The organism is Amycolatopsis sp. NPDC051045, from assembly GCF_040682955.1.
In the GTDB taxonomy this organism is placed as follows: domain Bacteria; phylum Actinomycetota; class Actinomycetes; order Mycobacteriales; family Pseudonocardiaceae; genus Amycolatopsis.
Genome location: NZ_JBFBCC010000005.1, coordinates 135309 through 149209, shown reverse-complemented (window position 1 = coordinate 149209; position 13901 = coordinate 135309). Strand labels below are relative to the sequence as shown.

The 13901-nt window shown below is 65.7% G+C and carries 13 protein-coding genes; 5 read left to right on the top strand and 8 right to left on the bottom strand.

Annotation, left to right across the window (positions count from 1 at the left end):
* Positions 1-4: 4 nt before the first annotated feature.
* The 3 genes from AB0M80_RS14440 to AB0M80_RS14430 form a co-directional block, all read right to left on the bottom strand.
* On the bottom strand, positions 5-1438 hold the full coding sequence (locus tag AB0M80_RS14440; RefSeq protein WP_364563842.1) for an alpha/beta hydrolase: 1434 nt from the start codon (positions 1436-1438) through the stop codon (positions 5-7).
* Between the two features lie 1229 nt (positions 1439-2667).
* Positions 2668-2964 carry a putative quinol monooxygenase gene (locus tag AB0M80_RS14435; protein ID WP_364563839.1) on the bottom strand — a complete coding sequence of 99 codons (297 nt, stop codon included), beginning with the start codon at positions 2962-2964 and terminating at the stop codon, positions 2668-2670.
* A gap of 31 nt (positions 2965-2995) precedes the next feature.
* A complete protein-coding gene (locus AB0M80_RS14430; protein WP_364563837.1) occupies positions 2996-4051 on the bottom strand; it encodes an aldo/keto reductase in 1056 nt (351 codons plus the stop codon).
* A 179-nt stretch (positions 4052-4230) separates the two neighbouring features.
* On the opposite strand from AB0M80_RS14430, the gene AB0M80_RS14425 reads away from it, so the two are divergent.
* The 4 genes from AB0M80_RS14425 to AB0M80_RS14410 all read left to right on the top strand — a co-directional run bounded on the left by AB0M80_RS14425 (position 4231) and on the right by AB0M80_RS14410 (position 7705).
* Positions 4231-5094 carry a helix-turn-helix transcriptional regulator gene (locus AB0M80_RS14425; RefSeq protein ID WP_364563834.1) on the top strand — a complete coding sequence of 288 codons (864 nt, stop codon included), beginning with the start codon at positions 4231-4233 and terminating at the stop codon, positions 5092-5094.
* Between the two features lie 145 nt (positions 5095-5239).
* Positions 5240-5698: a hypothetical protein gene (locus AB0M80_RS14420; RefSeq protein ID WP_364563831.1), complete on the top strand. Its 459-nt coding sequence runs from the start codon at positions 5240-5242 to the stop codon at positions 5696-5698.
* A complete protein-coding gene (locus tag AB0M80_RS14415) occupies positions 5695-6582 on the top strand; it encodes a hypothetical protein (protein WP_364563829.1) in 888 nt (295 codons plus the stop codon). Before AB0M80_RS14420 ends, AB0M80_RS14415 begins: the two co-directional genes overlap by 4 nt.
* 583 nt (positions 6583-7165) lie before the next feature.
* A complete protein-coding gene (locus AB0M80_RS14410) occupies positions 7166-7705 on the top strand; it encodes a hypothetical protein (RefSeq protein ID WP_364563827.1) in 540 nt (179 codons plus the stop codon).
* 648 nt (positions 7706-8353) lie between these two features.
* On the opposite strand, the gene AB0M80_RS14405 is transcribed toward AB0M80_RS14410, so the two are convergent.
* Entirely contained in the window at positions 8354-10597 is a 2244-nt protein-coding gene (locus AB0M80_RS14405; protein ID WP_364563824.1) for a tetratricopeptide repeat protein, read from the bottom strand.
* A 102-nt stretch (positions 10598-10699) separates the two neighbouring features.
* Entirely contained in the window at positions 10700-10873 is a 174-nt protein-coding gene (locus AB0M80_RS14400) for a hypothetical protein (RefSeq protein ID WP_364563822.1), read from the bottom strand.
* Positions 10874-11064: 191 nt separating this feature from the next.
* Here AB0M80_RS14400 and AB0M80_RS14395 point away from each other — a divergent pair, with 191 nt between their 5' ends.
* Positions 11065-11310: a hypothetical protein gene (locus tag AB0M80_RS14395; RefSeq protein WP_364563820.1), complete on the top strand. Its 246-nt coding sequence runs from the start codon at positions 11065-11067 to the stop codon at positions 11308-11310.
* Between the two features lie 267 nt (positions 11311-11577).
* On the opposite strand, the gene AB0M80_RS14390 is transcribed toward AB0M80_RS14395, so the two are convergent.
* The 3 genes from AB0M80_RS14390 to AB0M80_RS14380 all read right to left on the bottom strand — a co-directional run bounded on the left by AB0M80_RS14390 (position 11578) and on the right by AB0M80_RS14380 (position 13897).
* On the bottom strand, positions 11578-12024 hold the full coding sequence (locus AB0M80_RS14390) for a peptidase inhibitor family I36 protein (protein WP_364563818.1): 447 nt from the start codon (positions 12022-12024) through the stop codon (positions 11578-11580).
* 71 nt (positions 12025-12095) lie between these two features.
* Positions 12096-13100 carry a DJ-1/PfpI family protein gene (locus AB0M80_RS14385; RefSeq protein WP_364564765.1) on the bottom strand — a complete coding sequence of 335 codons (1005 nt, stop codon included), beginning with the start codon at positions 13098-13100 and terminating at the stop codon, positions 12096-12098.
* Between the two features lie 110 nt (positions 13101-13210).
* Positions 13211-13897 carry a response regulator transcription factor gene (locus tag AB0M80_RS14380; protein ID WP_364563815.1) on the bottom strand — a complete coding sequence of 229 codons (687 nt, stop codon included), beginning with the start codon at positions 13895-13897 and terminating at the stop codon, positions 13211-13213.
* Positions 13898-13901: the final 4 nt, after the last annotated feature.

Genomic DNA, 13901 nt, shown 5'->3' with positions numbered 1-13901 from the left:
CTTCCTACCGTGCGGGTATCGCAAGCTGCGGCATACCCGCCACGATGGCCGCAATGTTGTGCTTGCTGGTGGTGTCGCTGCCATCCGGCAGCGTCCGGGTGTACTCGCTATGTCCGTATGACGCGGCCAGAGGGGTACCGTCCGAGCCGGTGGCGGCGCCGGCTGACAGTTGAGTCATGCCGTCCATGGCGTAGGGGGCCGCGCCGTAGCGCCACGTTTCAGGCACCCACTGCGCGACAGGGTCACCGTCGGCCCTGATGTTGTAGGCGTGGCCGCCCGGCACCTTCAGGTCGTGGGCGGTGTTGTCGATGCCGAAGTGGTCCGCCACGCCTGGCGAGCCGAACACCACCGCGTCATCCACGCCCGTGCCGCCGTGGGTCAGGCTGATGCCGGTCACGATGGAGCCCTGCGAGTGCCCGAGTGCGGTGAAGTGCGGATCGGTTGGACGGGCGGCGTTAATGCCCTGGTCGAACTTCGCCAGCTTGTCGCCGCCGATGTTGGCGTTCTCGCTGGTGATGAGCCCCGCCAGCGAGCCCTTGTCGTCGAATGACGAGGGCTCGTAGCCGATCCACGTCACGGTGGCGACGGTTCCGCCGCCTTGGGTGGCGAGCATCCGCTCCGCGCTGCGCTGCACGCCGTCCATGTCGTCGACGTAGCCGTGCATGTTGCCGTCGACCGTGCTGTTCATGCCGGGGGTGAAGACGGTGACATGCTGCGCCGTATCGACATCACCGTTGGCAATGGCGGCTTTCGGGTGGTCGCCGGTCATGTCCACGGACATCAGCTGGCGGTTGGGGTTCAGGCTGCCGTCCGGGTTGTGCATCATGCCGGAGATCGCATCAAGCGCTTTGAGCCGTTCTTCGACGCGGGCGATCTCGCTGGAGCCACCGCCGTTGCGCCGCAGCCGGTCGAGTTCGGCGGTGAAGCTGCGCTTCTCCTGCTCGACGAGGCTCAGATTGGCTTTGCTGCGGTCGGCGGCCTTGATGCCGTCCCGGTTGCCGACCCAGTCAGGATGCTGGGCGATCAGCTGCTGCCGCTCCTTGTCCGACAGTGCCGCCCACCAGGCCGCGTTCATCGACGGGTCCGCGTCGACCGCTGGTGGAGGCATGATCGAGGGGGCCGCCATGGCGGCTCCGGAGTTGCCGGCCGCGGCCAGGCTGGTGTGCTCGTTGTCGTTGGCTGTGGCATCGATGACCTGGCCGGCTTGGATGAGGTCGAGCACTGCGCACAGGTCTTCATCGACATTCGTCGCCTGCCGCAAGACTTCTTCGACGCGGTCTTTGAGTTCCTCGGCGATGCGGCCGCGTTCTTCGGCTACCAGTTCGCGCTGGTCCTCCGGCACGTCGGGCACGCCGTTGTCGACGATCGCCCCGTCACCGGCAATGGTGAAGTGGTTGCTCGCGGCAATCGCCTCGGCCTCCTTGACGCCGTTCTGCACGCCCGTGATGGCGTCACCGACATCGCCTGCCCTTCGACGCAGGGCAGCGAGACCGAGCCCATGGCCCGCGTGGAGAGGTCCGCAGTGGCTGCCGACTCCTGCGCCGCATAGTGGTCAGCCGCCTTCGCCATATTGCCTGCGTGCGTGTCCAGGCGGGATTCAAATCCCTGCTGCCGGTACACCAAAACGTGTTTGACCTCGGCCATCTTCAGCGCTGCCCGCGACCCCGGCATCCCCAGATCGCCAGTAGGTACGGCCGCCGTGCACCCCGCGCCGCGCAGCCATCGGCCACCCGCCCCGCGGCTTGCCCGGTGTGGCGGATCTTCGCGATCACCACCTGGTAACCCGTGCTGACAATGCCCTCCCCGGTATGTGGCAGCTCTGTCACTCTAGGGCATGACATCAGGCGGGAACAACCGTGCGAAAGCGGCGTGACCAGGCGAAATATAAGTCGAGAGGATCTACGCAGGCGCCCTGTGAGTAGTTTTACTCAGGTCTCCTCGCCTGGGCACTCCGACTCGGGTGCAGTCTCTTGATCCGGCCGACGCATTCGAGAAGTGACGTCTTCAAGGCGGACCACCAGTGCCATGGTGCCCGCAGGTGCGGTGCCCTCATCGACGGCCCGGCGCAAACGGGCGGCCGTTCCGCCAGCTCGTCGGCTAACCCTGCCAGCCGCGCGGAGATCGCCTCGGGCGCGCTCTCGTTGGCTTCAAGGTGCCGGGTTTCGTCGTCATGTTCCATCTCGATCCTGTTCTGAGCTGGTGAGTCTCGGCTTCGTTGTCCCCGGCTTGCCGCCACCGCCGGAAGTCCGGCGAGCTGGTGTACACCGTCGGCGCCTCACCGGAGTACTGGGCAGCCGCCCGGCTGCACGTGCCGACCAGTTGCGGCACGCCGGCTACCTCCGCTGGCGCAACCGCCACTGCCACCCCGAACGCCCCTTCGCAGCCATCTCCAAAATCCGCCGCCCCGACTACCTGCCCACCGTTGCTTGATACGGCACTAAAAGGCGGTTGCGCAGGCGGGAGAGCGGGGCCACATACCGGGGAAGCCAGTTCCCCACCCACCGAGGTGTGCCGATTCCGGCCGCTCCTGCTCCGACGTGGCCCCAGCCCCACAAGTCGTCGGGTTCGAGCCCTTGACCGCGTGGGTTGGCCCGGCTGAGCGTCGCAGGTGGCCCGTGTGGTTGACACGTCGCTGCTGGGCACGCTCGCGCGTGCCAGCGGCGTGCGTCAGTGGGCGGGGGCGGTGACCAGCTTGCGGATGGTCATCGGCTCGGCGAGGACCCGCTCCAGTACCTGCTGTACGTGGCGGAAGTGAGCAGTGGTGAAGTGGTCGGCGAGGGCCTGCGCGTTTGCCCATTCCTCGACAATCGCCATGCGGGCGCAGTTGTTGGGGTCGGTGTAGGGGCGGTAGGCAAGGCAACCGGGTTCTTCGAGGGACGGCTCGATCATCGCCTCCAGGGCGGTGCGGAGCCGGTCCTCCTGTCCGGGTGCGGCCACGCACTCGGCGACGACGGTGAGGGACATGCCGATGAATCTCCTTACGCGGTAGTGGAAGTCACGGGCGGCCGGGGCCGCTGCCCGCCCCGGATGTGGTGATGGCGGTGGCGATTTCGTCCAGGTCGGCCGGCGTCAGTGCTACCGACCCCGCGCCGATCCAGCCGTCGACCTGGCCGGGCTTGCGGGCACCGACGATGGCTCCGGTGATGCCGGGCCACGCCAACACCCAGGCGATGGCCACCTCGGCGACGGTGACACCGTGCCGCTCGGCGATGGGGCGCAGTGCGTCCGCCAGCCGGAGGTTGGCAGACAAGCCCGCGGTGAAGTCCTGGTGGACGGCTCGCCAGTCATCCGCGGGCAGGTTCGCCGCGCGCTCGGCGGAAAAGGCGCCGGTGAGCAGCCCGGATTGCAGCGGGGAGTAGACGATCACGCCCGTGTTGTGGGTCCTCGCCCAGGCGATCTCGCCGGACGCGGAGCGGTTGATCGCCGAGAACGGCGGCTGGATGACATCGACGTGGGCGATCCGCTCCGCGGCCTCCAACTGCTCGGGAGAGTGGTTGGACAGGCCGATCGCCCGGACTTTGCCCTCGGCTTTCAGATCGGCCATGACCTGCCAGTATTCCTCCAGCGGGGTGGCATTCGGGGAGACGGCGCCGCTGCCGTCACCCGCGTACTCCAGGGACTCGCCGGTGTCCGGCCAGTGCACCTGGTACAGGTCGATGCGCTCGACGCCCAGCCGGCGCAGCGAGTCCTCGATCTCGCGGCGGACACTGGCCGGCTTCATGACCCGCCGAGGCGCGGCCTGCGGGTTGTCCGCGTTCCAGATCAGGCCGGCCTTGGTGAAGATGTACGGGCGCTCGGCCTGACGCAGGTGGGCGACGGCCTTGCCGACCAGCTCCTCGGAATGACCAAGACCGTAGGCGGCGGCGGTGTCGATCCAGTTGACCCCGGAAGCGACTGCGTGCTGGATCGCGGCGATCGACTCGGCGTCATCGGTGGCACCCCAGCCGAAGCGCCAGCCGGATCCGGACACCGCCCAGGAGCCGAACCCGAGGCGGGTGATGTCCATACCGGTGCTACCGAGGGGACGGGTGGGCAGGTGCGTGGTGGTCATGGCGGAGTTCTCCCTGTGGGTGGCGCGTCGGGCGCTCTGGGCACCTGGTGACCGGAACTGTTCCGGTGCCCAGCACTCTGGCGCCCCCGCGGCAGTTCACCCAGTGGCAGCCGGTGCCTGGGCACGGCATGACCAGGCTGGAGCGGCAAACGGGGAAGCTGGACAGGGATACTTGTCGCATGGCACTGGACAGGCGCGCAGAACTGGGTGAATTCCTACGATCTCGCAGGGCCCGGTTGAGGCCCGAAGAGCTGGGGCTGCCCGACTACGGCGGCCAGCGGCGCGTTCCCGGACTGCGCAGGGAGGAGCTGGCCCGGTTGGCCGGGGTGAGCGTGGACCACTACGTGCGCCTGGAGCAGGGACGCACCCTGCACTTTTCCGGGGCAGTGCTGGACGCAGTCGCCCGCGCGCTGCGCTTGGACGCGGTGGAGCGCGAGCACCTGTACCGGCTGGCGCGGCCGTGGCCGGAATCGGACCGCCCGGAAGGGCCACCGCAATCGCAGCAGGTGCGGCCGGGGCTGCGCCGGCTGCTGGACTCGGCGGCCGATGTGCCGGCATACATCGTCGGCCGAAACACCGACGTGCTGGCGTGGAACCGACTCGCAGCGGCACTGATCACGGACTTCGGCGCGCTGCCGCCCAGGCAGCGGAACCTGGCCCGCCTGGTGTTCCTGGACGAGGGGATGCGCAGCCTGTACGCCGACTGGCACGGCAAAGCCACCGACGTGGCCGCCTACCTCCGGCTCGACGCGGGACGTCACCCGGACGATCCGCACACGGCAGCACTGCTCGACGAACTTCTCACCGCCAGCCCGGAATTCCGAGAAGCATGGGCAGAGCACCACCTCAAGGACAAGACCCACGGCCGGTACCTCTACCGGCACCCAGTAGTCGGCGAACTGGATCTCGGATTCGAAACGCTACGGCTCCCCGACGACCCGGACCAAGCGCTGGTCGCTCACACGGTGGAGGAAGGCTCAGCGGCCCAGACCGCGCTACGACTGCTGGCGACGTGGGCCCAAGAGAGCCTGCCGGTGGGCTGAGCCCATACCTCCGTCCTGCGCTCCCAGGCGAACAGGCAGGCCAGCAGAAACGGTTCTTCAGCTCAGCAGGCCAGGAGGCTCCGGTGTTGAGCGCTCCAAATGGCCGAACGGACCACCGCGCTACTTCGAGCTGAGCAGACCCCTCTTGAGCCACACCCGCCAAAAGTCGTTGGTCCATTCGGCGGAACATCGAACCTTCGGCGTCACATTTTCCATGATCGTAGCGAGTCACGACTGGCGAGATCTCTCGGACAACGAGACAGAGGCGAATATGACACCGATCCACCGTCGAGCAGCCAGTGCTCTCCTGGCCGTGATCGTCTTCCCCTGGCTGACCGCAGAAAGCTGCGAAGACAACACCGAATCCCACCCGGATACCTCGGTGCAGCAGAGCACCAGAACACCGATTGCTCCCGGCGGCACACCTGATATCGGCGGCGATTCCGTGACCACGAGCCCTCTGGTGGGAGCTCCACCTTCCGAGGACAGGCCCGAAGCCACCGGACTCACGATCACGCAGCCGCCGGCGACCAGCCTCTCGCCGTCTCCGACGACGCCTTCCGCCGTGGAGTCGCCGACCGCCGGTACCCCGTCGGTGCCGTGACGAACCCGACGACGAAGAAGCAAGCTGATCAAAGCGGTCCGTGGACCCGAATCTCGACGTTGCTGTCGCAAACAGTCCTGCTATCGGCCCTCTTGTACTACTTCGGCTGGGTTCGCACTCAGGCCGTGTGGGAGTACTTCGGGATAGACACCAGCCTGTTGGGATTCTCGACGCCGGACTATGCTTTACGGAGTATCAACTCGACCATTCTGCCGCTGATCGGCTTCGGCATCCTGGCTTTGTCCTTGGCGACGCTTCACCGAACAGTGTTTCTCCCTGCGGCCACAGCAGCACGGTCAACCTCGCGGCGAAGGCTGGCCGATGGTGCGATCATCGCCTGCTACGCCGCGGGCGGCCTGACACTCGCGGCGATCGGGATCGGTTTCCTGATACCTGCAAGTATAAACTGGGCCCCGACCATCGCTCTCTCCTTCATGTTGCTGACGGCCACAGGCCTCATTGCCTACCTGGACCATCTGCGGTCCCTGCAGATGCGAATGACCAGCCGCCACCCACGTGAGAAATCATCGGTCCGGCCGTCCGCACTCGCCGCCTTGGCCGCGATCGGCGCCCTATGGTCAGTCTCCTCGTATGCACGTACCAATGGAGAGCAGTCGGCCCGTGACGTCGCCGACCACTTGAATTCACGCCCAGCGATCGCGCTCTACAGCGTTGGACGACTTGCCGTATCCGGCCCGGGCATCTCGATCACCGAGATCAGCCAAAAAGACTCAAAGTACAAGTTCTGCTACACAGGCCTCGTCTCGTTGATCCACACTTCGGACAAGTATTTGCTGACCTCACAGCAATGGAGACACGGACGCGACGCCGTGTACGTGATCCCGATCAGCGGCGATGTGCGAATTGACGCGATCGCACGGTGAGTGTCAGACTTGCCGATTCGCACATACGCAGCACCTCGACGTAGCATTTCACCAGCATTCTTCCTTCCGCTGGGATGTCAATTCCGCACAAGTGGCGGTCTCGCGTGCTACCGCGCATCACTGGCCCTGGTTGAACTACACGCACCAGTCAGCCATCCTCGATCAGGAACGGTTGAGGGGAATCGTGGCCGCGCGTAGCAGCCGCCGCTGCCCACGATGCCGGGCGCCTAGCGTCTGACCCGACCCTGCGTGTCACGCCAGATGGCCTGCACGCTCGTAAATGGAGGTATTTGAGATCAATATCGGTCCTGATGGCGACCAAGAGGCCGACGGGTGTGATCGACATATCGCAGCCATCGACGCTCCGGTCCGATTAGACATGATCGGAATTTGCACTCAACTTGCTGGTCAGACACCGATTCGGCGACCGTCAGGTCAGCATCCATGGTTACGCCCGCAAATTGACAAACAGCAGACGCTCGCGGCCTGGTTGATAAGCTCCCGAAGGAGTAGGATGCGCCAAGAGCGGCCGCTGCTCGGACGGGAGGCCGCCACAGAGGACGCGAATAGCAGAGGATGCGTCATGGATAAATCTTTGCTGACCCACATCGAAGCCACCGTCGGAAGCGAAAAAGCTACCATTTCTGCAGACGATCACAATATTGTAGCCATTGCACAGGAGGCAATCAGGAGCGGCAGGTCCGCTTCGTTCTACCTATCCCCCGATCAGGCAAACGCTGTTCGATCTTGGTATTGGACACCCGAGCGAGTCAAAGCGTCAGGGATCAAGACGATATCCAGCGAAGAGAAGGAAAGAATTGAATCCGAGCTGGGAATCGAGAACATCGAGACGTTCCGCTGCAGCCGCACCCAGTGCGAGTGCGGGCAGTTTTATGGCGCGTTTGAGTTTTTACAACAGGGGATCCGTGAACATGGAGAGGAGGCAGTGAAAGCGATCTTCAAGCTAGCGAACTCGACTTTCCTTCGCGCCAATCCGTCCCTTGTAGTCGTTTGCCCCAATTGCAAGCAACTATTGGGAGGCGGCATCGAGTATGATTGTGACAGGTACGGGGGATGCTGCTACCAGGAGTCCGTAGTGCAAGTGGCGCGGGATTACACCTGATCGAGTCCCACTCCCTGAAACGAACGGATGATGCTGCCATGGCGACAATATCTCACCAGATCGAACACTGGACCATGACCATACCTCCCGGGAAGTCTTTCTGGCTATCATATGGACCGAATGATCGATACAAGAACAGTACCGTTCAAGTAATGTGCTCTCCGGACACTCTGACCGGAGACACGACTACGCACAGTACACAGACGCTGTCGGTGTCAGAGGTCTTCAATACTCAAGTCCCCACAGTACAAGGAGACCTGGTATTTACCAGCGCTTACGCCGGATTCAACATTGTCAACCGTGGAAGCAACACAATAAAATACTTTTCCGTGACCATTACCACTATCGGACCATGAGGGGCCCTGATGCGACTTACGGCTTATCATGACCCCAATGGCAATATAGTGGGCCTGGCGGCTTCTCCTTCAGACGACTCGACCCCCGCAGAAGTTGTGACGCAGACACAACCCGGGCTACGTGCGACCGAGATCGAGGTACCTCCCGGGGCGGACCTGGACCCTGACAATCCACTCCGGCTAAAAGAGGAACTCGGCAAGCTGGCGAAAGACTACCGAATCGAGAGCGGCGCCCTCGCGAGGAGGTCCTGACTGAGGCCACGCGATCTTAGCTCGAAATCCACCGATTGAGTCAGTCTTGACAGTTCTCGCCGAGTTCATCAAGTCGTCGCACGACGGTGCTGAGCAGTCGACTGTTGTCGGTCTTGTCGAGGAGGGCTATCGCCCGGCGCCAGGAGGCCCGGGCCTCTTCGAACCGTTCCGCCCTGGCCAACGCACCGCCGAAGTTGTTGAGGGCTTGGGCTTCCTCGTACCGGTCACCGAGTTCGCGTGCGATGGCCAGGGCTTGCCGATAACGGGCCATCGCCAGGTCATTCTGTCTCGTGGCAAAATAAGCATTGCCAAGACTGTTCTCGGTCGCCCCTTCGCCGCGAAGGTTTCCCGCAATGCGGGCCACCACGATAGATTCCAGATAGTATTTGATCGCTTCGTCGTACCGCTCCAGCCAATAGTACGCATCGCCGATGTTGTTCAGGGCGATTCCCTCATCCTTCCGCGCCCCGACCTGGCGGAATCCAGCGAGCACGATTTGCAGCTGCTCGATGCTCTCCTCGTATCTTTTCTGGGCGAACAGCGTCACGGCTTTGCTTCCGGCGACACTGAGCGCGAGCAGCACATCGACCGACGGAAGCGACGGTCGCTCGGCAAGCCGGGTAGCTTCATCGAGTAGCTCCAGCGCTCGGTTCGGATTCCCCGCCCGCGTGTACGTTGTCGCCAGGGCCTGCAGGGCTGCCGCGATGCCTTCACGATGCTTCGTTGCGCGTAACACCTTCAGCGCTTCTTCCCCGTACGCGACAGCGTCATCGAACCGGCGCATCGCCAGGTGGCATTCACCAATGCCACTCAGCGCAATGCCCTGCTCAACCTTGTCGGAGCGCTCCTGCGCGGCGTCGACCGCGAATCGGAGGGCATTGATGGCGTCGTTCCAGCTTCCCCTCAACCCGAGGAAGTGGTACAACCGGCCCCCCAGGCTTCCGGCGATGTCATTTCTTCCGATTTGGGCGGCCAATGCGACCGCCGGTATCAGGTTCGGCCGCTCCCGGTCGAACCACTCGAAAAACTCTGCCGAGGTCGCGAAAAGTCCTGCGGTCAGAGGCCTGACATGCTCAGCCAAGGATTCCGCCTGCGTGTGCATGACGGCCTCGAAAACCGCATCATGATAATAAGCCAGGAAACGTTGAATCGTGCCATCCCTGGCTTCGTCGGTTTCGTCGCGGCTGAGCCGTTCTTCGGCGTAGAGCCGGATCAGGTCGTGAAACTGGAAAGTATCCCGCCCTGCGCGCTGGATCATATGCGCACTCAACAGAATGGCCAATGACCGCCTGGCTTCCCTGTCCGTGAGACCAGTGAGCCTCGCGGCGGCGGCCACGCTTGTTCGCGGGCCCGGATTGACGGTGAGCAGACGGAATGTCCGCGCGTCCCTTGACTCCAGGAGCTCATAGGAGAGATCGATGGTCGCGCGAAGCGAGCGTTCACTGCCGGTACTCAATTCGTTGAGCCGCTCCGCGCGATCGGCCAACGTCCGGGCGAGCGTCGCGATCGTCTGCTCACGGTCGTTGACCAGGATCGCTGCGGCGATGGCCAGCGCCAAGGGGAAGCAGCCGCAAAACCGGGCCAGGTCCGACGCGGCTCCGCCAGCCTCGTCGATCCGATCGTCACCCGGATGCGCCGAGGCCAGGAGTCCGGCCACCAACGCGACGGCCTCTTCGGCGCTGAGTGGCCCAACGTCAAGTTGCCGGGCTCCGGGCAGATCACTCAAGGTATGCCTACTGGTGACGAGCACTCGGTGGCGGACATCGCCGGGCAGCAGCTCTTTGACCTGGCCGGCCGAGAACGCGTTGTCCAGGACGACGAGCGCTCGACCTGGTCGCTCAGCCAGCAACGAGCGAAACAACAATGCCCGGCTCGCAAGATCAGGCGGGACCCTTTCGCCCGCCACGCCCAGTGCACGCAACAACGGTTCCAACGCTGTCCCGGGATCCACTCGACGCCGGGCGTCGTAGCCGTGCAGGTCGACGAACAGCACACCGCCGGGGAACTCACCGGCATCCACGGCACTGCGCGCGGCCTGCAGGGCCAGCGTGGTCTTGCCGATTCCCGCCGGTCCGGTGACGACCGTAACCCGGGAACTCGCTGTCGTGGCACCCACGCACGTCGCCAGCGCAGCGATTTCGGCGGAACGCCCGGTGAACCCCGTGTCCGTCGGCGGAAGTCCGGCGAGTGCGATCGGGACCTCGGCGCCGAGGACGACCTGGTCGATATGCCCGGCCTGGATCAACGGACCGAACGAGGATCCGACGAACTCGTTGTGGGACATCTTCCTGTTTTACCGCACCGCAGGGCCCGGCTGAAGAAAGCAGACTCCGCTCCGCGAGGCAGCCCGGCCACCCGGTTCGGTGGCCGGGCCGCGCACCCCCAGTCAGCCGTGGTCGAGGCCCGGCTCGCCCCAGCAGCCGAGGTCCAGGTCACCGTGCTGAACGTGCTCGAGGTACAGCGGCTCCGCCAAGACCTGATCGAGTGCCGCGACCACTGCCGGCAGGTCCCCGACCGGGACCTCGAACACCGCCGGGTGACGGTCCGGCTCCGCACCCACCGATGCCAAGCCAGCGCTGCGCACGCAGGCGCGAAACCTCTCGCACCGGGTGGCCCCACCGCCGAATCGCCCGTCCGGCGCATGGGCTGAATTCACCCGGGCGGGGTGTTCTGCGACCTGCAGCGCCTCAAGGTGTGACACAACACGAGCGCCGCGCGATATCCACGTCGAAGCTGAAGGGAGCGTGGTCGATGGCGGGCAGGCAGGTGCGGCTACAACACGACGTCCGCATCGTCTCGGTTGTCGCCGGGCACACCCCTGAGGAACTCCGCTACTCCGGAATCACCATCCACTGCATCGACGGCGGCGCCGTCGTCGAGCAGACCTGGATCCCGCTTGGAACGGACCCGACATACGCCGATGACGAGGCACTGCTCACCGCCTGGCACGCCGCCCTCAGCTGGAGCCGCTCCCCAACCGACACCCCGTCGACGTAATAGCCGGCTCGGCCGGAACCCCACCCGCAGACGGTCACTTCCCTTACGGTCCGGCGTCGACGACCTTGCCGTACTCGGGGCGGGTGGTGTTGTCACGGACTGGCGGCGGCCTGGGACACCGCGTTGACCGCGAGACAGCTGTCCAGCGGCGGTACGACTGGCCAAGCTCGGCGCTATGACCTGAGGCGGGCCATCAGGGTGATGGCTGCCCGGATGAGGAGCGTTGCGCACCTGGACAGCTATCACGTTGATGTGCGTCGTCCGGGGCTACGGGCAACCGAGGAAACCGATCGACGAGGCCTTGTCGTTCCACTCGGGGGCGAAGGGCCCGTAAAGGGTGGCAGGCATGGTGTTGTCCGGGTCGCCGCCTTTGATGTCCCAGGAGACGCAGTATTTCTGGCCGGTGAAGTTGGCCCAGGAGCTGGCGTCGTCGTTGAAGTCGCCGCCGCTGCATCCCGCGCACCGGATGGTTCGGAAGTCGGCGGTGTAGGTACCGGCTCGCCAACCGGCCATGAATCCGGTGTAGTCGATGTTCTGCCACAGGCACACGGAGCCGGCCGGGCAATCGGCCAGTCCCGCGGCCTCCACGTACAGCACCGGTGCGGCGGCGGGCCCGGCGTAGGTGGTGCCGTTCGCCGTGGCCGGCGACGCCGCGGCGACGAGCACGGCGGCACCGGACACTGCGATGAAAGCCTTGGTGAAGATGCGGTGCATGGTGGTTCTCCGTTCTCCGGTTCGGTGGGGCGTGGCACGCGAAGCCCGGACAATGGCCTCCGGGACACCGGTTACAGCTCGCGTGTCCGCCCCTCACTCCGGAGAGTTTCGGGAACCTCCTTGCCCAGCGGTGGCGGCATGTCCGCCATCCTGCGAATCCTGTCTCCGGTCATCCCGTAACGGCTCAGGAACGCCTGCCGCAACGTCTCCGCCGACCGGAACCCACAGCGCCGGGCGATCGCGGCCAGCGATAGTTCACTGCCGCGCACCAGGTGAGCGGCAGCTTCGGTCCGCGCCATCCGGACCGCGCGCGCCGGCGTGACACCCCACTGGCTCGTGAACAGCCGCGTAAGGTGCCGGACGCTGACCCCGGCGCGGGCCGCCAGCGCCGGCGGACTGAGATCTTCGGCGAGGTGGGTGGCGATGTACCCCGCCAGGTCCCGCACGACCCGATCGCCTGGTGGGGGCGCCAAGAACGTGCTGATCTGCGCCTGGTCAGCGGGCCGGTGCAGGTAGGCGACCATCTCCCGGGCCACCTCGCGGGCCAGCGTGGGACCGTGGTCGTCCTCGACCAGCGCCAGCGCGAGGTCCAGCGCGCTCGTGACACCGGCGGAGGTGTAGACGTTCCCGTCACGCACATAGAGCGGGGCCGGGTCCACGGTGACGGCAGGGAAGATCGAGGCCATCAGCTCGCTGTAGCCCCAATGAGTGGTCGCCCGGCGACCGTCGAGCAGACCCGCCGCGGCCAGCACGAACGCGCCAGGGCACACCGAGGCGATCCGCCTGCTGCGGGGCGCCAGCCGCCGCACCTGCGTCAGAAGCCCGTCGTCGGTCATCGCCGTCTCCGTGCCGTGGCCGCCGACGACCAGCATCGTGTCGATCCGGCCGGTCACCGACGCCAGCCTCCGGCCCCCGGAGAGGCCGATCCCGGACGAGCTGCGCACCGGTCTCCCCGTCACCGACCCGAGCTCGACCGCGTACGGCGGACTCGCCCCATATTCGTTCGCGATTTCGAACGTCGCACTCGAGCAGGCGACATCGAGGATCTGCGCATCGTCGTAGGCGACGACCAGCACCCGCCGGGTCACCGTGTACTGGGCACTCAAACCGCTGCCCCCCGCCCGTAGACCGCGGGGTCGAGTTTACGCGGGTCACACAGTCCGCGATCGTGGGTCGCGGCAAGAAGTCACGACGACCGTGAACCGGACGGCGCACCGGGGGTGATCAGGCCGGTTTCGTAAGCCAGCACCACGGCCTGGGCCCGGCTGGTCAGGTCGAGCTTCGTCATGACGCGGTTCAGGTGGGTCTTGACCGTGCCCTCGCTGATCATGAGCCGCCCGGCGATGTCCCGGTTGGTGAGGCCCGTGCCGACCAGGCAGAGGATTTCGCGCTCCCGGGCGGTGAGCGTGCCGAGCCGCGGGTGGTCGCCGCGGGCCGGGGCGTGGTGCTGGACGTAGGTTTCGATCAGGCGTCGCGTGACGGTGGGCGCGAAGAGCAGGTCGCCGGCGGCCACGGTGTGGATCGCGTGCACCAGGCGGGCCGGTTCGGCTTCCTTCAGCAGGAAGCCCGCCGCACCGGCGCGGAGGGCTTCGTAGACGTACTCGTCGATGTCGAACGTGGTGAGGATCAGGATGCGCGGGGCGGGATCCTCGGCACCGGCCAGGATGCGGCGCGTGGCCGTCACCCCGCCGACGCCGGGCATGCGCACGTCCATGAGGATCACGTCCGGCCGGGTCGCCGCGGCGCGGGCGACGGCCTGTTCGCCGTCCGCGGCCTCGCCGACGACCTCCAGCCCCGGCGCCGCGCGCAGCAGGGCCGCCAGACCGGCGCGGACCAGCGGCTGGTCGTCGACGACGAGCACGGTGGTGGTCATCTCG

Bases quoted from the DNA above. Each gene is read 5' to 3' on its own strand.
- AB0M80_RS14435 (WP_364563839.1), bottom strand. From the start codon at position 2,964: ATGTCCCTCACCGTCGTCGCCGAGTGCGTGGCCGCACCCGGACAGGAG.
- AB0M80_RS14430 (WP_364563837.1), bottom strand. From the start codon at position 4,051: ATGACCACCACGCACCTGCCCACCCGTCCCCTCGGTAGCACCGGTATG.
- AB0M80_RS14425 (WP_364563834.1), top strand. From the start codon at position 4,231: ATGGCACTGGACAGGCGCGCAGAACTGGGTGAATTCCTACGATCTCGC.
- AB0M80_RS14410 (WP_364563827.1), top strand. From the start codon at position 7,166: ATGGATAAATCTTTGCTGACCCACATCGAAGCCACCGTCGGAAGCGAA.
- AB0M80_RS14405 (WP_364563824.1), bottom strand. From the start codon at position 10,597: ATGTCCCACAACGAGTTCGTCGGATCCTCGTTCGGTCCGTTGATCCAG.
- AB0M80_RS14395 (WP_364563820.1), top strand. From the start codon at position 11,065: ATGGCGGGCAGGCAGGTGCGGCTACAACACGACGTCCGCATCGTCTCG.
- AB0M80_RS14390 (WP_364563818.1), bottom strand. From the start codon at position 12,024: ATGCACCGCATCTTCACCAAGGCTTTCATCGCAGTGTCCGGTGCCGCC.
- AB0M80_RS14380 (WP_364563815.1), bottom strand. From the start codon at position 13,897: ATGACCACCACCGTGCTCGTCGTCGACGACCAGCCGCTGGTCCGCGCC.